The sequence below is a fragment of the Pseudomonas sp. LBUM1647 genome, assembly GCF_059716175.1.
Window position 1 is genome coordinate 5443622 of the sequence record NZ_CP166809.1, and the last position, 19548, is coordinate 5463169.

The window sequence follows — 19548 nt, forward strand, 5'->3', positions numbered from 1 at the left end:
TCGAGCGGGAAAATGACTCCACCAGTGAAATGCGTATCAGGTTTTTAGGAGCGCTGTAATGCCTGACATCTATCACTTTTTCCAACAGCTGGTTAATGGTCTGACCATTGGCAGCACGTATGCCCTGATCGCCATCGGCTATACGATGGTTTACGGCATCATTGGAATGATCAACTTCGCCCACGGCGAGGTGTACATGATTGGTTCCTACGTGGCGTTTATCGCCATTGCGGGCCTGTCCATGATGGGACTCGACAGTGTTCCGCTGTTGATGACCGCCGCTTTTCTCGCGACCATCGTCGTGACCAGTGCCTACGGTTACAGCATCGAACGGATCGCCTACCGCCCTTTGCGCGGCAGCAACCGTCTGATCCCGCTGATTTCCGCCATCGGCATGTCGATCTTCCTGCAGAACACGGTTCTGCTGGCGCAAGACTCCAAGGACAAATCCATCCCCAACCTGATCCCCGGCAACTTCTCCATCGGGCCAGGTGGCGCACAAGAAGTGCTGATTTCCTACATGCAAATCGTGGTGTTCGTGGTGACCTTTGTCGCCATGCTCGGCCTGACGCTGTTCATCTCCCGCTCTCGTCTGGGTCGCGCCTGCCGCGCCTGTGCCGAAGACATCAAGATGGCCAACCTCTTGGGTATCAACACCAACAACATCATCGCCCTGACCTTCGTCGTCGGTGCCGCACTGGCGGCCATCGCGGCTGTGTTGCTGAGCATGCAATACGGCGTGATCAACCCGAACGCCGGTTTCCTGGTCGGCCTCAAAGCCTTCACCGCAGCTGTACTGGGCGGTATCGGCAGCATCCCCGGAGCCATGCTCGGCGGGATCGTGCTGGGGGTGGCGGAAGCCTTTGGTGCCGATATCTTCGGCGACCAGTACAAGGACGTCGTGGCGTTCGGTCTATTGGTTCTGGTGTTGTTGTTCCGGCCAACCGGCCTGTTGGGCCGTCCGGAGGTTGAAAAAGTATGACTAGGAATCTTAAACAGGCGTTGTTCAGCGCCTTGCTGGTGTGGGCCGTTGCCTACCCGGTACTCGGTCTGAAACTGACCATTGTCGGCATCAACCTCGAAGTCCATGGCACCAGCACTGCAACGCTGATCACCATCGCCGTGTGCTCGGTGCTGATGTTCCTGCGGGTGTTGTTCGACCAGCAGATCAGCTCGGCCTGGAGATCCTCGCCGAACATGCCGGTGATGCCGGCCAAGGCCAGTACGTTCCTGACCCTGCCGACCACCCAACGCTGGCTCATCATCGCGTTGATCATCGGTGCTCTGGTCTGGCCGTTCTTCGGCTCCCGCGGTGCAGTGGATATCGCCACGCTGGTGCTGATCTACGTGATGCTTGGCCTGGGTCTGAACATCGTGGTCGGTCTGGCCGGTCTGCTCGACCTCGGTTACGTCGGCTTCTATGCCGTCGGCGCCTACAGCTATGCGCTGCTGTCGCACTACTATGGTCTGAGCTTCTGGATCTGCCTGCCGATCGCTGGCCTGATGGCGGCCACCTTCGGCTTCCTGCTCGGCTTCCCGGTCCTGCGTCTACGCGGTGACTACCTGGCGATCGTGACCCTGGGCTTCGGTGAAATCATCCGTCTGTTCCTGCGGAACCTGACCGACATCACCGGTGGCCCGAACGGCATCAGCAACATCGAAAAACCGACGTTCTTCGGCCTGACCTTCGAGCGTAAAGCCGCAGAAGGCTTGCAAACGTTCCATGAGTACTTCGGTCTGCAATACAACTCGATCAACAAGGTGATCTTCCTTTACCTGATTGCATTGTTGCTGGCACTGTTCGCCCTGTTCGTCATCAACCGCTTGCTGCGCATGCCCTTGGGCCGTGCCTGGGAAGCACTGCGTGAAGACGAAATCGCCTGCCGTGCGTTGGGCCTGAACCCGACAGCAATCAAGCTCTCGGCCTTTACCCTGGGTGCGTGCTTCGCCGGTTTCGCCGGCAGCTTCTTCGCCGCGCGCCAAGGGCTGGTAACACCGGAGTCCTTCACCTTCATCGAGTCAGCGACCATCCTCGCCATCGTGGTGCTGGGCGGCATGGGCTCGCAATTGGGCGTCGTACTCGCCGCCACGGTGATGATCCTGTTGCCGGAAATGATGCGTGAGTTCAGCGAATACCGCATGTTGATGTTCGGCGCCTTGATGGTGCTGATGATGATCTGGCGTCCTCAAGGCCTGCTGCCCATGCAACGTCCTCACATGGAGTTGCGCAAATGAGCCGCGAGATCCTTAAAGTCGAAAATCTGAGCATGCGCTTCGGCGGTTTGCTGGCGGTCAACGGCGTGGCCCTGACCGTTAAAGAAAAACAAGTGGTTGCACTGATCGGCCCTAACGGCGCCGGCAAAACCACGGTGTTCAACTGCCTGACCGGTTTCTACAAGCCGAGTGGCGGCAGCATCCTTTTGGACGGCGAGCCGATCGAAGGCCTGCCGGGTCACAAGATCGCCCTCAAAGGCGTGGTGCGGACCTTCCAGAACGTACGGTTGTTCAAGGACATGACCGCGGTCGAGAACCTCTTGATCGCCCAGCACCGTCACCTGAACACCAACTTCCTGTCGGGCCTGTTCAAGACCCCGGGGTTCCGCAAAAGCGAACGCGAGGCCATGGAATTCGCCGAGTTCTGGCTGGACAAGGTCAACCTCAAGGCGTTCGCCAACCGTCCGGCCGGCACCTTGGCCTACGGTCAGCAACGTCGTCTGGAAATCGCTCGCTGCATGATGACCCGTCCGCGGATCCTCATGCTCGACGAACCGGCCGCCGGCCTGAACCCGAAGGAAACCGAAGACCTGAAGGCGCTGATCAGCATGCTGCGTGAAGAGCACAATGTCACCGTGCTGCTGATCGAACACGACATGAAACTGGTCATGAGCATTTCCGACCACATCGTCGTGATCAACCAGGGCACGCCTCTGGCCAACGGCACGCCGGAACAGATCCGCGACAATCCCGAAGTGATCAAAGCCTACCTGGGGGAAGCGTAAATGCTGCAATTCGAAAACGTTTCCACCTTCTACGGCAAGATCCAGGCCCTGCACAGCGTCAACGTGGAAATCCGTCAGGGCGAAATCGTCACCCTGATCGGTGCCAACGGCGCGGGCAAATCCACCTTGCTGATGACGCTTTGCGGTTCGCCGCAAGCCCACAGCGGCAGCATCAAGTACATGGGTGAAGAGCTCGTGGGGCAGACCTCGGCGCAGATCATGCGCAAGAGCATCGCCGTGGTTCCGGAAGGTCGTCGGGTGTTTGCCCGTCTGACCGTGGAAGAAAACCTCGCCATGGGCGGGTTCTTCACCGACAAGGGCGATTATCAGGAACAGATGGACAAGGTCCTCGGACTTTTCCCACGCCTGAAAGAGCGCTTTGCTCAACGCGGCGGCACCATGTCCGGCGGTGAACAGCAGATGCTCGCCATCGGCCGTGCGCTGATGAGCAAGCCCAAGCTGTTGCTGCTCGATGAACCTTCGTTGGGCCTGGCGCCGATCATCATCCAGCAGATCTTCGACATCATCGAACAGCTGCGCAAGGACGGTGTAACGGTGTTTTTGGTGGAGCAGAACGCCAACCAGGCGCTGAAAATTGCCGACCGTGCGTACGTTCTGGAGAACGGCCGGGTGGTGATGACAGGCACTGGGGAAGCGCTGCTGACTGATCCGAAAGTGCGTGAGGCGTATCTGGGTGGTTGAGTCTTCGCGGTAAACAAAAAACGGCCTTCGGGCCGTTTTTTTGTGCCTTACACAAACTCAACAACAATGAAGATCCCCGTAGGAGCTGCCGAAGGCTGCGATCTTTTGATCTTGATTTTCACCCGGGCCACCGAAGACCAAGATCAAAAGATCGCAGCCTTCGGCAGCTCCTACCGGAGATTTTTGGTGTTTTGGAGAGCGTGTTTAATCAGTGTCGGTGTTACTTCCTGCAAGCTACATCGCCTTGCGTCGTTGCCTACAGGTACGCCAGAATCCGCCGGCTTGTGCGCCTTGGGACTGGCCTTTATCGTTTCCCCGCCACTGCCCATCAGTGGTCGAGTTTAGTCGCTCGGTTGTTTTGCCCTAGAAACGCATAAGTGCCAAAGAGTCAGGTATCCCTTCCCTGCACTTGACGGCGGCTGTGTGCAGGGCGCCCTCGGGCGCGCCGAGTTTCTGGGGCTCATCGGTCGACTAACCTGCACACAGCTGCCACCCTAATTTCAGTTAGTCGCGAACAGGGTTGCAGCCTCAATTAGTGAGCTCCCGTTATGTTCAAGAACACCCCCAATCCCCCACACAATCCCAGCCCGATGTTCGTCGTCGCGCCCGGTATCGATGTGCAAACCCTGTTGGGCCATGCCTGCGAATCACTGGCGTCGGCGAGTGTGATGGCCAGCAATTTCGCCGCTTTCCTGGAAGGTACGCACCGCAACATGCTGCTCGGCATCCAGCAAAGCATCATGCTGGGCGAACTGGCGGTGAATCGGGCGCTGGACACCATCGACCCACAAGAATCCTGACCACGAAGATCACCCTGTGGGAGCGAGCCTGCTCGCGAATGCAATTTCACATTCAACAGAAATGTTGTCTGCCCTACCGCTTTCGCGAGCAGGCTCGCTCCCACAGGGATCTATGTGTGCTGGAGCCGATCCAGGGCTTCACCGCTGCGCTTGAACCAGCCAATCAAGTAATCCGCCAACACCTGCGTACGTTTCGGCAATCCACCCTGATATGGATGCACCAGGTACATCGGCATGCGGCGGGTCTGATAGTCACGCAGGAGCCAGCGCAAACGGCCGTCAGCCAATTCCGCTTGCAGCAAGTAGGACGGCAACCGCGCAATGCCGGCGCCGGCCAGTGCCGCTTTTTTCAGCAGGCTGTAATGGTTGCTGGCGAACGGTCCCGACACGCGAACCCGCAGCAACTCGTGTTGCTGGTGATAGAGCCATTCTTCGCGGCCGCTGTAATGACTGTTGAGCAGACAGCGGTGTTCAGCGAGTGCTTGAGGCGTCAACGGTTCGCCGTATTGCTCAAGGTAAGCCGGGCTCGCGCAGGTCATTTCGTGCCAGGCTAATAGCGGTCGGGCCACCAGGCGCTCGTCATTGCCCACCTCGGAGCGAACCGCGAGATCAAACCCGTCGCGGGACAAATCACGGTAGCTGTTGCTCAGGTCCAGCTCGATCTGCACCTCGGGGTACTTGCCGGAAAACTCCAGCAACAAGCCATCGAAGAAGGTTTCCCCCAGCGATACCGGAACCGTCATTCGCACCGGCCCGGCCATGTCATCCTTCAGCCGCGCCAATGCCTGACGCGCCCTCTCGACTTGGACTACGAGCGCCTGGGCTTGCGGTAACAGGGCCGCACCCGCGGCCGTCAGGCTCAAACGGCGGGTGGTGCGTTGCAGCAGCACCACGGAAAAGCGCGTTTCCAGTTGGCTGATGCGCTTGGACAACTGCCCCTTGCTGCACCCCAATTGCTGCGCCGCCAGGGTAAAACTCCCCGCCTCGATCAACACCGCAAACGCTGCCAGATCATCCATTTCGCTCATGGATTGTTTCCATTTGAAAACCAAAGGTTGCCTATTAGCGCGCTTATCGATGGAAAAAACCACTCTAGACTGAAGCCTCTTTCAAACCACTCAAGGAACAGCACCATGAAAATTCTTTTGATAGGCGCAGGCGGCACCATCGGTTCGGCGGTCGACAAGGAGCTGTCCGAGCGTCACGAGATCATCCGCATCGGCCGCAATAGCGGGGACTTCCATGTGGATATCAGCGACAGCGCGTCGATTCGCAAGCTGTTCGAGAAAACCGGCAAGTTCGATGCACTGGTCTGCGCCGCCGGTAACGTGACATTCGCCCCCCTCGATGAAATGACCGAAGAAAGCTTCGCGCTGGGCCTGAAAGACAAGTTGATGGGCCAAGTCAATCTGCTGCTGATCGGCCGCGAGTTCGCCAATGATGGCGCCTCCTTTACCTTCACCACTGGCGTGCTCAGCCACGACCCGATTCGCAGCGGCGCCTCGGCAGCGCTGGTCAACGGTGCGCTAGACAGCTTCGTGCGTGCAGCGGCCATCGAACTGCCTCGCGGCCTGCGAGTGAACTCCATCAGCCCGAACGTACTGGTCGAAGCCATGGGCAGTTATGCGCCGTACTTCCGTGGCTACAAACCGGTTCCTGCAGTGGATGTGGCATTGGCCTACGCCAAAAGTGTGGAAGGCCTGCAAACAGGCCAGACCTTTCACGTGGGCTAAACCCTTGTGATGAACGGTCAGGCTGAGTAACGTGGCGGCACTTGTCTGGAGACTCAAAGATGCGTGTTGCCCGTTCCTTAGTCCTTGTTGCCCTGCTTCCGTTGTTCGCCGCTTGCCAGTTGCTCGACGGCCCGCGTGAAAGTGCCTCCCACGTGGGCCAGACCCGTATGCAGGGCCAGTTGACGGCGGCGGACGGCAAGTTGCAGTTCCAGCCGTGCAATGAACAGCGCAGTTATGTGGTCAACGACACCGGCGGCACCAGCGTCCTGCAAGAGGCCGCAACCCTGGCCGATGCCCAGGGCAAGCTGTTTGCTGACGTACGTGGGCGAATCGTCGACAGCCGCCTCGATCTTGCGCAGCTGTACCGCGTCGAGCGCTCGGGCACCGCGTGCAACGATCCTAATTTCAAATTGCTTATCCTGCGCGCCGCCGGCCATGGCCCGGAATGGAACGTGAAAGTCAGTGGCAAAGGCATGGTCATCGACCGCGCCGGTCAGCCGCCATTGGCTTTGCCCTACGTTGAAGAGCAACTGGGCGATGGTCGATTCAATCTCAGCACCGAAGCCAATAACCAGCACATCGAATTGTGGGTTGCACCGCAACGTTGCGTCGACAGCACCACCGGCAGTGTCCAGCACATGAGCGCCGAACTGCGCGTCGACGGCCAGGTTCAGCGTGGCTGCGGGTATTTCGGCGGATCGCGTAACGACTGATCGTTTTAGCCTCACGGGAATCATTCTTTGAGGCTTATAATCGCGGGCTTCAAACGCCTTGGCGCAGTTGTGCGCCCCGCGAACCGGATCCTGTCATGTTACGAATCACCGAACTCAAGCTGCCGATCGACCATCCCGAAGAAGACCTGCGCCCTGCCATCGTGCAGCGCCTGGGCATCACCAGTGATGACCTGCTCGATTTCACCTTGTTCAAGCGCAGCTACGATGCGCGCAAAAAGTCCTCCGAACTGTGCTTCATCTACACCATCGACCTCAACGTTCGCGATGAGGCGACGGTGCTGCACACGTTCGCCGATGACCGTAACGTCAACGTGGCGCCGGATGTCAGCTACAAAGCGGTCGGCCAGGCGCCGACTGATCTTGAGCAACGTCCTGTCGTCGTGGGCTTCGGTCCGTGCGGGATTTTCGCCGGGCTGCTGCTCGCGCAAATGGGCTTCAAGCCGATCATCCTCGAGCGCGGCACCGAAGTGCGTCAGCGCACCAAGGACACTTGGGGCCTGTGGCGTAAAGGCGTGCTTAACCCGGAATCCAACGTGCAATTCGGTGAAGGTGGCGCGGGGACGTTCTCTGACGGCAAGCTTTACAGCCAGATCAAGGACCCGAAATTCATCGGTCGCAAAGTCCTGCACGAGTTCGTCAAAGCGGGTGCGCCGGAAGAAATTCTCTACGTCAGCAAACCGCACATCGGTACGTTCCGTCTGACCGGTGTTGTGGAAAACATGCGTGAACAGATTCGCGCGCTGGGTGGCGAAGTGCGCTTTCAACAGCGCGTTACCGATGTGTTGATCGAGGACGGCCAACTGGTCGGCGTCGAGCTCAATGGCGGCGAGCAGATCCACTCGAAACACGTGATTCTGGCTCTCGGCCATAGCGCCCGGGACACCTTCCGTATGCTGCATGGCCGTGGCGTGTTTATGGAAGCCAAGCCGTTTTCGGTGGGTTTCCGCATCGAACACCCGCAGTCGCTGATCGACCGCGCACGCTTGGGCAAGTACGCCGGCCACCCGAAACTCGGGGCCGCCGACTACAAACTGGTGCACCACGCCAGCAACGGACGTTCGGTCTACAGCTTCTGCATGTGCCCGGGCGGCACCGTGGTAGCGGCGACGTCCGAGCCGGGCCGCGTGGTCACCAACGGCATGAGCCAGTACTCGCGTAACGAGCGTAACGCCAACTCCGGGATCGTCGTCGGGATCACCCCGGAAGTCGATTATCCGGGCGGCCCGCTGGCGGGTATCGAGTTGCAGGAACGCCTGGAATCCCACGCCTTTGTGCTCGGCGGCAGCAACTACGAAGCGCCGGCGCAATTGGTCGGCGACTTCATTGCCGGAAAGCCGTCCACCGAGTTGGGCAGCGTAGAACCGTCCTACAAACCGGGGGTTGCCTTGGGTGATTTGGCGTTGGCCTTGCCGGCGTTCGCTATCGAAGCGATTCGTGAAGCGCTGCCAGCGTTCGAGAAGCAGATTCGCGGTTACTCGCTGCACGACGCGGTGTTGACCGGGATCGAGACGCGCACGTCGTCACCGCTGCGGATCACCCGTGACGAGTCGATGCAGAGCCTGAACGTGAAAGGCTTGTTCCCGGCGGGTGAAGGCGCGGGTTATGCGGGCGGGATTCTGTCGGCGGGTGTCGATGGGATTCGGATTGCAGAAGCCGTGGCGCGGGACATCCTGGGCCTAGAGGCCTGACCCAAATCCCTGTGGGAGCGAGCTTGCTCCGGGCGGCGATCCGACGATAGCGGTAGATCAGCCAACATTTCTGTTGAATGTTAATCCGTCATCGCGAGCAAGCTCGCTCCCACATTGGATCTTCAGTGTTTGAACAATCTCAGATATTGGCGCGTAGAACGGTGGCCGGCAGCGGCTCGCCGCGCTCGACACTCCCCGCCACGGCATCCATCGAACCGCTCAACTCATAGCCCTGGGCCTTGAGCCAACCCTGATCGTAATAGGTGGTCGCATACCGCTCGCCGCCATCACACAAAATCGCCACGATTGACCCCGACTCCCCCGCCGCCGCCATCTGCTGGGCCGCCATCAAGGCGCCGATCAGGTTGGTCCCGCTCGACCCGCCAACCCGACGTCCCAAACGTTGCGCCAGGTAATGCATGGCCGCCAGAGACAACGCGTCCGGCACTTTGACCATCGCATCGATCACTTTGGGCAGGAACGACGCTTCTACCCGAGGCCGACCAATGCCTTCAATCCGCGAACCGCTATCCAGGCGCAGGCTGGCGTCGCCGGTCTGGTAGTAATCGAAGAACACTGAGCGCTCGGCATCGGCGCAGAGCACGCGGGTGCAATGCTGGCGGTAACGCACGTAACGGCCCAGCGTCGCGGTGGTACCGCCGGTGCCGGGGCTGGAGATCAGCCAACTCGGCTCGGGGTGCAGCTCGAAGCGCATTTGCTGGAAGATCGACTCGGCGATGTTGTTGTTCGCCCGCCAATCGGTAGCGCGCTCGGCATAGGTGAACTGGTCGATGAAATGCCCATCGTGTTCGCGAGCCAGCCGCTCGGATTCGGCATAGATCTGCGTCGGATCATCGACCAAATGGCTCTTGCCGCCGTAGAAAGCGATCTGCGCGATCTTCTCTTTGGACGTGCTCGCCGGCATCACCGCAATAAACGGCAAGCCCAGCAAACTGGCGAAGTACGCCTCGGAAATCGCCGTCGAACCGCTGGATGCTTCAATCACCGGCGCACCGGGTTTGAGCCAGCCATTACACAGCGCATACAGAAACAGCGAGCGCGCCAAGCGGTGCTTCAGGCTGCCGGTGGGATGGCTGGACTCATCCTTGAAATACAACTCGATGCCCGGAAAACCCGGCAGCGGCAAGGGGATCAGGTGGGTGTCGGCGCTGCGCTGGAAGTCGGCTTCGATAATCCGGATGGCTTCGCGGGCCCACTGTCGGTTGTCGCTCATGGTGGTTTTCTCGTTGAGTCGGCCTTGTTGCAAGGCTCAGCTAACAAGCTTAGGAAAAAACCTACATCACGCACAGATACAGCTGAGGTTCAATACGCCCGGCAACTGCTAGGCTCAGGTCCCTGCTGATCGTTCACGTTGTAACGGTATATAACAAAAAAGAATATAACTTTTGTTTTAACAACTAACGGTACGGGTTAGGGTGTGCCACCTTTTGAATTCATTGATGGAGAGCGACCTTGCCTCTGCGTAGCACTTTCACGCGTTTCTTCCAGTTGGAAGCTGCCAGCGGACTGTTATTGATCGCCGCTGCTGCCCTGGCTTTGATCATCAACAATTCCCCGCTGTCGTGGCTTTACAGCAGTTTTCTGGACACTCCGGTAGTGGCGCAGGTCGGCGCGTTGCAAATCGCCAAACCGGCGCTACTGTGGATCAACGACGGCCTGATGGCCCTGTTCTTCCTGTTGATCGGTCTGGAAGTGAAGCGCGAAGTCCTCGACGGTCAACTGTCGAAACCGTCGCAAATCGTCCTGCCCGGCGCGGCGGCGATCGGCGGCATGGTGGTTCCGGCGCTGTTCTACTGGTTTCTGAACCGTGAAGACCCGGCAGCCCTGGGTGGCTGGGCCATCCCGATGGCCACCGACATCGCCTTCGCCCTCGGCGTACTGGCCCTGCTGGGTAAGCGGGTGCCGGTATCTCTGAAGCTTTTCCTGATGACTTTGGCGATTATTGACGACCTCGGCGCAATCATCGTCATTGCGATCTTCTACTCGGGTACGCTCTCGACCCTTTCGCTGTCTCTGGCCGCGACGTGCATCGTGGCACTGATCGCGATGAACCGGCTCGGGGTGGTCAAGCTCGGGCCATACATGATCATTGGCCTGATCCTTTGGGTTTGCGTGCTCAAGAGCGGCGTCCACGCGACACTGGCCGGTGTGACCTTGGCCTTCTGCATCCCCCTGCGCACGAAAAACGCCGAACCTTCGCCGCTGCTGACCCTCGAACACGCCCTGCATCCATGGGTGGCCTACGGCATCCTGCCGCTGTTCGCCTTCGCCAACGCCGGCCTGTCCCTGAGTGGCGTGACCGTCGAAAGCTTCACCCACCACGTACCGATGGGCATCGCGGTCGGTCTGCTGCTGGGCAAAACCCTCGGCGTCTTCGGCCTGACCTGGCTGGCGGTGAAAATCGGCATCGCCGCCCTGCCCCAAGGCGCCAACTGGGGCCAGGTGCTGGGCGTGGCAATCCTCTGCGGCATCGGCTTCACCATGAGTTTGTTTGTCGGCTCCCTGGCGTTTGAGCCGGGTGTCAGTGAATACGCAGGGATGGATCGGATGGGGATTTTGACCGGTTCGATACTGGCTGCATTGATTGGTTATGCGGTGACGGCGGCGGCGAGTCGCAAGAGCACCGCACTGCAATCCTGATAAACAGAGACAACTCTTAGAGTCATTCAAGACTCGTCCTACAGCCACAATCAGCCTCGTTCGTTAACGTCGCACAGCCCCTTTTTTGGGGGCTGTCGACGTACGAACGCAAGGAAGATCAGTGGCTGGCAATAAGGACATTCCCCGGGTTCAGAACCCACCGTCAGGCGACGGTCATCACGTCACTCACCGCTTTATGACGTCTACCGAACTGGCCGCGCGGGATGCCAGACAAAACGCTTACGACGCCATGCTCGCGAGGCAAGACGCCTTCGAACGGAGTCGTGAGGTTGCCGCAAAAAAGCACAAAGCCATCCGCGCGGGCTGCGTCTTTGCCAAGTCCTGCAAGCTGCCGGACGCCATCATCGATTACTCGAATCCTTCGGGAATGGTGCCCACCGACAGCCTCAAGGACTACGGAGAAGTCGCCTGGCTCGGTGCTCGCGAGGTAGACGATACCGGGCTGCTGAATCTGGAGACGATCAGCGGCACGACCGTTTCGCTTGGCATTGGCCGACTTGCGCTGCGCTTCCCGGCTCTCGCCATTCCAGTCGCAGCACTCGGCGCTACCAGCACAGCTGCGTTGGCCGGCCTGGCCGCGATATTCTGGGTGCCCAGCCTGGGCGACAGCGCCCTCTACACCGAAGACCAGCTCCGAACCCTGAAGCAAGCCCGAACCCGGGTTCGACTAAGCGTTGAGCAACAGGCTGACGGCAGTCTCAAGGGCTACGGCTTCTACACCGGAAAGCACCGTGATTGGGAAATGGTCGATGTCGTGCAGTTCACCTTGCGCGGCAGCCAGCTGGTGGCGGACCTCGGTGACGGCGTTGAACTGATCTGGACTCCAGCTGAGGATGGCTCCGACATCCTCGGCATCCCCAAACTGGAAGCCGCCCCGCAAGCGCCACACATTTGGGTGTACCCGCCGACGAAAGCGGCTGACGGCATCATCGTGAACCCGATCTACCCGCCTAAGTACAAGGATTTCATTCTTGTATTTCCGGCGAATTCTGGTGTGCAGCCGTTATACGTGGTGGTGGCAAGACCTATCAGTGGTGACCACAGTTATCATCCTCCGCCAAAAATTCTGCCGGCGTTCCCCGATGCCTTCCCTGTTCAGACTAAAGGGAATCGAAAACGCTGGGAAAGTAAGAAGCGCATTTATGAATGGGATTACCAACATGGCGCCGTCGAAGTGTACAACTGGGCGGGAGATCACTTAGGGGAATTTGATGCAAAAACGGGTGAACAGACTGGAAAAGTAAGACCCGAAAGACGTACTACAACAAAATAGCGATCGAGAATTTAAGAATGATATTTATAGCTCTCTCTGGATTTTTCCCCGAGCCAAATCCCGACAATTCATTGCAATATGAAAAGGATGTGCCGCAAGCTTTAGAGGCGGCAGTGCTTAACGTCATGGGCTGGAAAACTTTGAAGGATGTGCCCATGGGCGAGCATGTGTTATCTCCCAATCAAGCCAGTGCGATTATGGAACTGGTTGGCAACCCCTTCAGAGCCAACTTGGTGTACTACATGGGACTCTGCCAAAACTAACAATTTCGGATCAGACAAAACTGAAAGCCACAGACACAAAAAACCCCGACCAGTCACCTGTTCGGGGTTTTCTTTTACCCGTATTCCCGCTTAGTGCGAAACGCGGCTAGTCCCATCAACAGTAGCAATCCGCACCCGCTCGCCAACACGGAACACTTCATTCTCCTGAACCTGTTGCACGTAGGCGCGCATGCTGCCGTCGTCTTCGCGAACGGTGATTTCCACGCCTTGGGCGCGGGTCATGCCTTCTTCTGTGGCCGAGCCGATCAGGCCGCCAGCAACGGCGCCGATAACTGCAGCAACGATGCTGCCGCGACCGCCACCGATAGCGCTGCCGCCAACACCACCCACCGCCGCACCGGCGAGGCCGCCGATTGGGGTTTTGGTGCCTTCGATTTTGACCGGTCGCAGGGATTCGATGGTGCCCATGCGAACGGTCTGCACGCGACGCGCTTCGTCACGGGAGTAGGAGTCACCGGTCAGGCTCGATTGGCAGCCAGTGAGCAACATCGCCATCGTGGAAAAGGAAGCAACCAGCAGAACAGACTTACGCATAGCATCAACTCCAAAGGACAAGTATTCATTAAACTCCGCAGCTTGACGCCTGTCACGGCCTCGCCCGGATAAAATTGGTTTGATTCAGGCCCGGTACAGGCACCTCCACGAACTCAACACACATGTAGCGGCAAATTTCGGAATCTGCGCCGCTGACCCAAGGATTGTCATGGATTACTTCATCATTGTCGTCACTACCGTTGCCGGATTGTATTTCCACTGGTGGCTATACGTGCGGATCAAACGCTGGATGGACCGCGATCTGGCGTTGGCACTGGCGGGTAAAGACGAGCATAAAAAGGTGTTCATGCTCCAGCAACTGGCGAACGCTCAAGCGCTGAAGATCAAGCGCCGAGACCTGCCCCAGTGGCTTGAAGCCGCTGCGGCAGGTTATCCCAATCGGTAGACGGCTTACGGTGCCAGACGTTCAAGAATCCAGTCGGCGCCCTGAGAGCGGTAGTTGAGGCGATCGTGCAGGCGGCTCGGACGGCCTTGCCAGAACTCGATGCGCTCCGGTAACAAACGATAACCGCCCCAGTGCTCAGGGCAATGAGGTTGCGTGTCGTTGAAACGTTGCTCGGTATTCTTGAGCAGCGCTTCCAGCTCGGCACGATCGGCGATCACCCGGCTCTGGGGCGAAGCCCAGGCACCGAGACGACTGCCCAGCGGCCGGACCTGGAAGTAGGCGTCGGACTCTTCAGGCGTAACCTTCACCACCCGCCCTTCGATGCGCACCTGACGCTCCAGGGCCGGCCAGAAAAAGGTCATGGCCGCGAACGGGTTCGCGGCCAGATGCTGGCCCTTGGCGCTGTCGTAGTTGGTGAAGAAGGTGAAACCCTGCTCGTCCAGCCCCTTGAGCAGCAGAATGCGGCAATGCGGCCGACCGTCCTGATCGACGGTGGCCAGGGTCATGGCGTTGGCTTCCACCGGCGCCTGCTCGGTTTTCACCGCGTCGGCGAACCACTGATGGAACAGCGCGAACGGCTCGGCCGGGGCTTGCGCCTCGGTCAGGCCATCACGGGTGTAATCGCGACGCATATCAGCCAGGCCCTGGGTCATGGTGCATTCCTTTTGGTTAACGATTTACTTTTTTACAGTATCGGCAGCGGCGGCGACTTTCTTGTCAGCCGCTGCGGCTTTTGCTGGAGCAGTCTTTTTCGCCGGGGTCGCGGTTTTAGCCGGAGCCTTCTTCGCAGCAGCTTTCTTGGCCGGAGCCTTTTTCGCGGCAGGCACATCGGCTTTCTTCGCAGCAGGTGCAGGGGTGACCGGTGTGGCCACTGGTTTGACGTCCTGGGCAGCGACCAAGCGCACTGGCGCCGGGGCTGGCATGTTGTACTTGCTCAGCAACGCGACCATGGTGTTTTGCGGGGTTACCAGCAGTTCCACGCGACGGTTCAAGGCACGGCCTTCATTGCTGTCGTTGGCAGCACGCGGAGCTTCGCCACCCATACCGCGCAGCATCAGACGATCGCGCTGCAGACCGCTGAGGCGGAAAATCGCTGCCACGGCCTGGGCACGCTCCTGGCTCAGTTTCACGTTGGCCGGTGCGGCGCCCGACGTATCACTGTGGCCGAGCACCAGCACGGCAGTCTTTGGATCAACTTCGAGGATTTTCGCGACGCGAGTGAACGGGCCGAGGGTCACCGGCAGCAGCATGGCCGGACGGTCAGGGTTGAACGAGCCTTCTACCGGCGCGGTCACCACCAACACGTTTTCACGGCGCTCGAGTTGCAGGTTGCTGCCCTTGATCGCTTCGCGCAGGCGCGGTTCGTAGTCGTCGAGCCAGGCCTGAGTGACTTTAGGATCAGGCATTGGCACGGCTTTAGCGGTGCTTTGCTCTTTACCACCGAACGGCCACCACCATTTGCCACCTGCATCGGCCTCAGCCTTGGCCTTGGCCACCTCGACCGGTTTGGCTTCAGGCTTGGCTTCAGCTTTCACCTCTGGCTTCTTGTCGAGAACTTCATCGGAACCGAATGGCCAGTACCAAGGGTTGGAGCTTTCAGCCTTGGCAACCGGAGCGGTCGCGGCAGGTTTCAAAGGTGCAGGGGCTGGCGTCGGGGCCCGAGCCGGGTCTTTAGCGGCGACTTTGTCGGAAGAACCGAACGGCCACCAGCTGCTGCCATCTGAGTCATTTTGTGGAGTTTGTGCGCAACCGGTAATAGCGAAGCACAGGGCCAAAGCGAGAGTTTTATTGGATGACATTGGATATCCACAAAATGAAGTAATGAAAAATCAAGCCGGATTGACCCGGATAAACAGACGCTTGGAAACCATAAAGGCCTTGGGGTTCCGGCCCTGGAACCCCTGAGCGCGTTTTACAGACAAGTGGCCAGTGCTCGCACAAGCTTTTGTGCGCGCGGATCCATCAAGACGTACGGTCCTAAGGTATTTGTCACAAAGCCGAAGGCCACATCGTGTTCCGGGTCAGCAAAACCGGTGGAACCGCCCGCGCCCGGATGACCGAACGCACGAGGGCCGAGGCCGTAGGTGGCGTTGGGGACGTCCGGTTGATCGAGCATGCAACCCAGGCCGAAACGGGTCCGGGTCAGTAAAGTCTTGTCCTCGCCGAGGCTGTGCTCACGCGTCAGTTCCTCGAGCATTTCGCTTTCCAGCAAGCTGCCATCGAGCAGACCGGCATAGAACCCGGCCAGGCTGCGGGCATTGCCGTGGCCATTGGCGGCCGGCTGCTGCATGCGTCGCCACTCGGGTTTGTTGGTGCTGGTCATGATCGACGGCGGGTTAGTGAACGCCCTCGTGGTCATGGCGGTCGGCTCGCGCATGGTCACTTGCAGCAAGCGCTGGGCGGCGGCATCGCCGACATTGCCCTTGCCACGAGCGATGTGCGCCACGCGATGGAACTCCTGGTCCGCCAGACCGACGTGGAAATCCAGGCCCAAAGGCTTCGCGACCCGCGCCACGATGGACTCACCCGGCCCACGACCGTCGGCACGACGCAGCAACTCACCGACCAGCCAGCCGTAGGTGATCGCGGCGTAACCGTGACCAACCCCCGGCGTCCACCACGGTTCTTCAGCGGCCAGGGCATCAACCATGGTTTGCCAGTCATAAAGGGCTTCCGGGGCCAATAGCTCACGCAGCGCCGGCAGGCCGGCCTGGTGGCAGAGCAATTGACGCAGGGTCACGGACTCTTTGCCGGCGGCGGCGAACTCTGGCCAGTAGCGGGCAACCGGTGCATCCAATTGCAGCTTGCCTTCGGCCACCAGTTGCAGGGCGGTGACAGCGGTAAAGGTCTTGGTGCAGGAAAAAAGGTTGGCGATGGTGTCGCTGTGCCAGGCTTCGGTGCCGTCCTTGTCAGCGCTGCCGGCCCAAAGGTCGACCACGGTTTCACCGCCAATCTGGATGCACAACGCTGCGCCACGTTCCTGAGGATCGTCGAACAGCGCCGCGAAAGCCTCACGCACCGCTTCGAACTTCAGCTCGTAAAAACCCTGAATCTGCACCCGCAACTCCTCTGGATAAACGCTCTACAAAGTGGCCGCATTGTTCCAGCCATTGAAGGTTTTGGGAACAGGGCCGGGCCGGGCGGTCGCCATCTCGCCCGGGTGAAACACTCAGAAAATCTTACGTACCTGCCTGCACTCAGTGGCCATTCCCGGAATGCCCACCCGCATGGCCAGTGCCCTGCCCTGCGCCTTTGCCAGCCTCGCCTTTTCTGCCGCCCTCAGCTGCTTGACCGGCTTTATCCGCCTCAGCCTTGGCCTTCTCGGCCTCTTTACCGAGCTGATCGACGGTCTGCAAATTGCTCTTGCGAACGCTGTCGACGAACCCCTGGAACGGCAGATCGGTGATGCCCACCAGGCCAAAGTGCCCGTTCTCGCCATCCAGCAGACGACCGGTAACCGGTTGGTCAAGGTATTGGAACCAGTGCACGCCGACGATCGACGGTTCGCTCATCGCCTGTTTGAGGAAATTGGCGTAAGCCGGCCCACGGTCTTCTTCCTTCGCCAATTGCGTCACGCCGCCCCAGAACGGGCCGCGATCCGCGGAGCCGAAGTTGAACTCGGTGATCAGCACCGGTTTGTCCAGGCTGCGCAGCGTGGCGAAGTCGTAACCATCCTGCGGTCGCAGGGTGTACATGTTGAAGCTCAGCACGTCGCAATACTGGGCGCAGGACTCAACCGCTTCCGGGGTGCTGATGGCAAACCGGCCTCCCAGCAACAGCTGATTCGGCGCGTGCCACTTGAGCGAATCGGAGAGGGTCTTGAAGTACGTGTCGGCGAAAACCTTCTGGAAGTATTTGAAGTCGGCTTCAATTTCCGGGTGTTCGGCGCTTGGCAGCGGCGGCACGAAGCCCGGGTCTTCCATCAATTCCCAGGCCGGCAAATCAATGCCCCAGGCTTTGGAAAGGCCCGCCTGATTGCGGTATTTATCTCGCAATTGCTTAAGGAACGCGCGTTTGGCCGGCACGTCGGTGGTCATTTTCAAGGTGCCGTAGGCCAAGGCGTAACGGGCTTTCGGGTCGTCGCCGGGACCGGCCCAGGCCAATTCGTTGTCGGCAAAGTAACCGATCAGCCACGGATCGTCGCGATGGTCGCGCGCGGCGATGGCCACGGCACGTTCGGTGGCCATGGCGAATCGTGGGTCGAACGGATCGGGCATGCCGCCCCACCAGTCGGTGCCGGTGCTGATGCTGGCGTAATCGCCGACGATCGACAGCGGCAAGGTGTACGGCACGCGATCAGCGTTGGCCAGCGCCGGGGCGCTCCAGTTGCCGATGGTGTTGAAGCCCCAGGCTTGCAGGCGATCAAGGGTGTGGCTGGCCCAGCGCTGTTCATCAACCACCGCTTTGCAGGGTTCGGCAGGTGTTTGCTCGGCTGCTTTCGCGGCGGTCGCTTCAACGGCGCCGGTCTTGGCGGCTTCGGCGACACCGGCCTTGGTGTCGCTGCCCAGGATGCAAGGTGCCCCATACAGACGCTGCAAGTTGGCGCCATAGAAGTCGTACCAGCGACCGGCATTGTAGCCACGGCCCTGATCGACACCGTTGCCGCCCCGGTTGTCGCCTTCGCCATAATGGCTGGCCAGCGGCTCGTCGGGTTTTGGCAGCGACTCGAACATCCACTCGCGACCGGCAACGTAGGTCTGGTCGACGTCCGGGGTGACGGTGTTGACCCCGAGCGAATAGAACGGATGCCCTTCCGGCGTCACCAGGTACCAGCGACCGTCGCGTTTTTCGGTGCGGAAAAAGCCGCTGGCCTTAAAAGCCGGGCCTTTGTTCCAGCCACCGAACTTGTCCAGGGACGACTTCTCGCGCTCGGCCAGCCAGGTTTTCAGTTGTTGATGTTCCTTGGCGGCGGCGCTTTTCAGTTGCTCGTCGCTGCTGACTTTCTCTGGCCATTTGGCCCGGGTCGACTGGCCGTAAGCGTCTACAAGGCCGCCAAAAGCGGCTTGGGTAACCGCATCGCCGTCCTGCACGCCAAAGCGTTCCAGCAGGATGCTCTGGGCGACTTTCGGCTGATCCATCGACAAGGTCACCGACACCACCTGGCTGCGCTCCAGCTCACCGGCGCTGCTGGCCAGCAATACGCGCTGCCCCTCAAACGTCATCGGCATTGGCGGGCCGGCTTTCAGGCCCAGGCTCAATGGCGTAAAGGGCTGCAGCGGCACCAACAAGGTTTGCGCGGGGCCGGCCGGCAAGTCGACACGGCTGACCAGTGTCTTGCCATCGTTGCTCTGGATTTTCACGTACAGGGTCACAGCCCAGTTCATTGCGCTCTGAATCCGCAAACTCATGAAGCCCGACTGCGACCAGTCCCACGCGCCCGTCTGCGGGGTCAGACGCAAGGTCGGTTGTGCCACCGGGTTGAACGTCACCCGACGCAGCACTTCGCCTTCGGCCGTTTGCTCGGCGTTGGATTGCGGCAGGCTGGCGTCCTGAGTCGCCACCTGGACCACATCGGCGGGGCGCACAAAGTTGAACAGCGTCTGTTGGCCGGCAGGAGCCGCCAGCAAAGGGGCTGCGAACATCAGAGCGAAAACAGCAGGCAACGAACGGCGAATCATAGGAACGAGGTTCTCCCTAACGACCTTTCAATGGGCCAGTGGAAAAGCGATGGTTGAGAGATAGACAACGCGGTGGGCAAATTTGCCCACCGGTG

The 19548-nt window shown here is 59.7% G+C and carries 19 protein-coding genes; 12 read left to right on the forward strand and 7 right to left on the reverse strand.

Features of this window, described 5'->3' with window-relative positions:
* The first annotated feature begins 58 nt into the window (after positions 1–58).
* The 5 genes from livH (at position 59) to ACA059_RS25090 (ending at position 4501) form a co-directional block, all read left to right on the forward strand.
* Positions 59–982 carry a high-affinity branched-chain amino acid ABC transporter permease LivH gene (gene livH, locus ACA059_RS25070; RefSeq protein WP_497631386.1) on the forward strand — a complete coding sequence of 308 codons (924 nt, stop codon included), beginning with the start codon at positions 59–61 and terminating at the stop codon, positions 980–982.
* Entirely contained in the window at positions 979–2235 is a 1257-nt protein-coding gene (locus tag ACA059_RS25075) for a high-affinity branched-chain amino acid ABC transporter permease LivM (protein ID WP_497631387.1), read from the forward strand. The genes livH and ACA059_RS25075 overlap by 4 nt, the downstream gene beginning before the upstream one ends.
* The gene (gene livG, locus ACA059_RS25080; protein ID WP_497631388.1) at positions 2232–2999 is read left to right on the forward strand and encodes a high-affinity branched-chain amino acid ABC transporter ATP-binding protein LivG; all 768 of its coding nucleotides are present in this window, start codon (positions 2232–2234) and stop codon (positions 2997–2999) included. The genes ACA059_RS25075 and livG overlap by 4 nt, the downstream gene beginning before the upstream one ends.
* On the forward strand, positions 3000–3701 hold the full coding sequence (locus tag ACA059_RS25085; protein ID WP_046046223.1) for an ABC transporter ATP-binding protein: 702 nt from the start codon (positions 3000–3002) through the stop codon (positions 3699–3701).
* 548 nt (positions 3702–4249) lie between these two features.
* Positions 4250–4501 carry a DUF6124 family protein gene (locus ACA059_RS25090; protein ID WP_497631389.1) on the forward strand — a complete coding sequence of 84 codons (252 nt, stop codon included), beginning with the start codon at positions 4250–4252 and terminating at the stop codon, positions 4499–4501.
* 110 nt (positions 4502–4611) lie between these two features.
* On the opposite strand, the gene ACA059_RS25095 is transcribed toward ACA059_RS25090, so the two are convergent.
* Positions 4612–5529, reverse strand: a complete 918-nt coding sequence (locus ACA059_RS25095; RefSeq protein ID WP_497631390.1) for a LysR family transcriptional regulator — start codon at positions 5527–5529, stop codon at positions 4612–4614.
* A 105-nt stretch (positions 5530–5634) separates the two neighbouring features.
* Here ACA059_RS25095 and ACA059_RS25100 point away from each other — a divergent pair, with 105 nt between their 5' ends.
* From ACA059_RS25100 to ACA059_RS25110, 3 genes are all read left to right on the forward strand, one after another.
* Positions 5635–6234 carry a short chain dehydrogenase gene (locus ACA059_RS25100; RefSeq protein WP_497631391.1) on the forward strand — a complete coding sequence of 200 codons (600 nt, stop codon included), beginning with the start codon at positions 5635–5637 and terminating at the stop codon, positions 6232–6234.
* A gap of 59 nt (positions 6235–6293) precedes the next feature.
* Positions 6294–6947 (forward strand): COG3650 family protein, encoded by a 654-nt coding sequence (locus ACA059_RS25105; protein ID WP_497631392.1) that lies wholly within the window; start codon positions 6294–6296, stop codon positions 6945–6947.
* 95 nt (positions 6948–7042) lie between these two features.
* The gene (locus ACA059_RS25110) at positions 7043–8656 is read left to right on the forward strand and encodes an NAD(P)/FAD-dependent oxidoreductase (RefSeq protein WP_497631393.1); all 1614 of its coding nucleotides are present in this window, start codon (positions 7043–7045) and stop codon (positions 8654–8656) included.
* 139 nt (positions 8657–8795) lie between these two features.
* On the opposite strand, the gene ACA059_RS25115 is transcribed toward ACA059_RS25110, so the two are convergent.
* The gene (locus ACA059_RS25115) at positions 8796–9890 is read right to left on the reverse strand and encodes a PLP-dependent cysteine synthase family protein (RefSeq protein ID WP_497631394.1); all 1095 of its coding nucleotides are present in this window, start codon (positions 9888–9890) and stop codon (positions 8796–8798) included.
* A 239-nt stretch (positions 9891–10129) separates the two neighbouring features.
* Here ACA059_RS25115 and nhaA point away from each other — a divergent pair, with 239 nt between their 5' ends.
* The 3 genes from nhaA to ACA059_RS25130 all read left to right on the forward strand — a co-directional run bounded on the left by nhaA (position 10130) and on the right by ACA059_RS25130 (position 12874).
* Positions 10130–11317, forward strand: coding sequence for a Na+/H+ antiporter NhaA (gene nhaA, locus ACA059_RS25120; protein ID WP_497631395.1), 1188 nt, complete (start codon positions 10130–10132; stop codon positions 11315–11317).
* 121 nt (positions 11318–11438) lie between these two features.
* The gene (locus ACA059_RS25125; RefSeq protein WP_497631396.1) at positions 11439–12611 is read left to right on the forward strand and encodes an S-type pyocin domain-containing protein; all 1173 of its coding nucleotides are present in this window, start codon (positions 11439–11441) and stop codon (positions 12609–12611) included.
* A gap of 17 nt (positions 12612–12628) precedes the next feature.
* Entirely contained in the window at positions 12629–12874 is a 246-nt protein-coding gene (locus ACA059_RS25130) for a pyocin S6 family toxin immunity protein (RefSeq protein WP_497631397.1), read from the forward strand.
* Between the two features lie 90 nt (positions 12875–12964).
* On the opposite strand, the gene ACA059_RS25135 is transcribed toward ACA059_RS25130, so the two are convergent.
* A complete protein-coding gene (locus tag ACA059_RS25135; RefSeq protein WP_497631398.1) occupies positions 12965–13429 on the reverse strand; it encodes an outer membrane lipoprotein in 465 nt (154 codons plus the stop codon).
* A 169-nt stretch (positions 13430–13598) separates the two neighbouring features.
* On the opposite strand from ACA059_RS25135, the gene ACA059_RS25140 reads away from it, so the two are divergent.
* Complete coding sequence (locus ACA059_RS25140) at positions 13599–13835, forward strand: hypothetical protein (RefSeq protein WP_497631399.1); 237 nt, start codon at positions 13599–13601, stop codon at positions 13833–13835.
* Between the two features lie 5 nt (positions 13836–13840).
* Here ACA059_RS25140 and pdxH read toward each other — a convergent pair whose 3' ends face one another.
* The 4 genes from pdxH to ACA059_RS25160 all read right to left on the reverse strand — a co-directional run bounded on the left by pdxH (position 13841) and on the right by ACA059_RS25160 (position 19453).
* Positions 13841–14488 (reverse strand): pyridoxamine 5'-phosphate oxidase, encoded by a 648-nt coding sequence (gene pdxH / locus ACA059_RS25145; protein ID WP_497631400.1) that lies wholly within the window; start codon positions 14486–14488, stop codon positions 13841–13843.
* Positions 14489–14512: 24 nt separating this feature from the next.
* Positions 14513–15634 carry an OmpA family protein gene (locus ACA059_RS25150; protein WP_497631401.1) on the reverse strand — a complete coding sequence of 374 codons (1122 nt, stop codon included), beginning with the start codon at positions 15632–15634 and terminating at the stop codon, positions 14513–14515.
* Between the two features lie 113 nt (positions 15635–15747).
* Entirely contained in the window at positions 15748–16893 is a 1146-nt protein-coding gene (locus tag ACA059_RS25155) for a serine hydrolase domain-containing protein (protein ID WP_497631402.1), read from the reverse strand.
* A gap of 139 nt (positions 16894–17032) precedes the next feature.
* Positions 17033–19453, reverse strand: a complete 2421-nt coding sequence (locus ACA059_RS25160; protein ID WP_497631403.1) for a beta-galactosidase — start codon at positions 19451–19453, stop codon at positions 17033–17035.
* Positions 19454–19548 lie beyond the last annotated feature (95 nt).

Coding starts and splice junctions, on each gene's coding strand:
- livH (WP_497631386.1), top strand. CDS start 59: ATGCCTGACATCTATCACTTTTTCCAACAGCTGGTTAATGGTCTGACC.
- ACA059_RS25075 (WP_497631387.1), top strand. CDS start 979: ATGACTAGGAATCTTAAACAGGCGTTGTTCAGCGCCTTGCTGGTGTGG.
- livG (WP_497631388.1), top strand. CDS start 2,232: ATGAGCCGCGAGATCCTTAAAGTCGAAAATCTGAGCATGCGCTTCGGC.
- ACA059_RS25085 (WP_046046223.1), top strand. CDS start 3,000: ATGCTGCAATTCGAAAACGTTTCCACCTTCTACGGCAAGATCCAGGCC.
- ACA059_RS25090 (WP_497631389.1), top strand. CDS start 4,250: ATGTTCAAGAACACCCCCAATCCCCCACACAATCCCAGCCCGATGTTC.
- ACA059_RS25095 (WP_497631390.1), bottom strand. CDS start 5,529: ATGAGCGAAATGGATGATCTGGCAGCGTTTGCGGTGTTGATCGAGGCG.
- ACA059_RS25100 (WP_497631391.1), top strand. CDS start 5,635: ATGAAAATTCTTTTGATAGGCGCAGGCGGCACCATCGGTTCGGCGGTC.
- ACA059_RS25105 (WP_497631392.1), top strand. CDS start 6,294: ATGCGTGTTGCCCGTTCCTTAGTCCTTGTTGCCCTGCTTCCGTTGTTC.
- ACA059_RS25110 (WP_497631393.1), top strand. CDS start 7,043: ATGTTACGAATCACCGAACTCAAGCTGCCGATCGACCATCCCGAAGAA.
- ACA059_RS25115 (WP_497631394.1), bottom strand. CDS start 9,890: ATGAGCGACAACCGACAGTGGGCCCGCGAAGCCATCCGGATTATCGAA.
- ACA059_RS25130 (WP_497631397.1), top strand. CDS start 12,629: ATGATATTTATAGCTCTCTCTGGATTTTTCCCCGAGCCAAATCCCGAC.
- ACA059_RS25135 (WP_497631398.1), bottom strand. CDS start 13,429: ATGCGTAAGTCTGTTCTGCTGGTTGCTTCCTTTTCCACGATGGCGATG.
- ACA059_RS25140 (WP_497631399.1), top strand. CDS start 13,599: ATGGATTACTTCATCATTGTCGTCACTACCGTTGCCGGATTGTATTTC.
- pdxH (WP_497631400.1), bottom strand. CDS start 14,488: ATGACCCAGGGCCTGGCTGATATGCGTCGCGATTACACCCGTGATGGC.
- ACA059_RS25150 (WP_497631401.1), bottom strand. CDS start 15,634: ATGTCATCCAATAAAACTCTCGCTTTGGCCCTGTGCTTCGCTATTACC.
- ACA059_RS25160 (WP_497631403.1), bottom strand. CDS start 19,453: ATGATTCGCCGTTCGTTGCCTGCTGTTTTCGCTCTGATGTTCGCAGCC.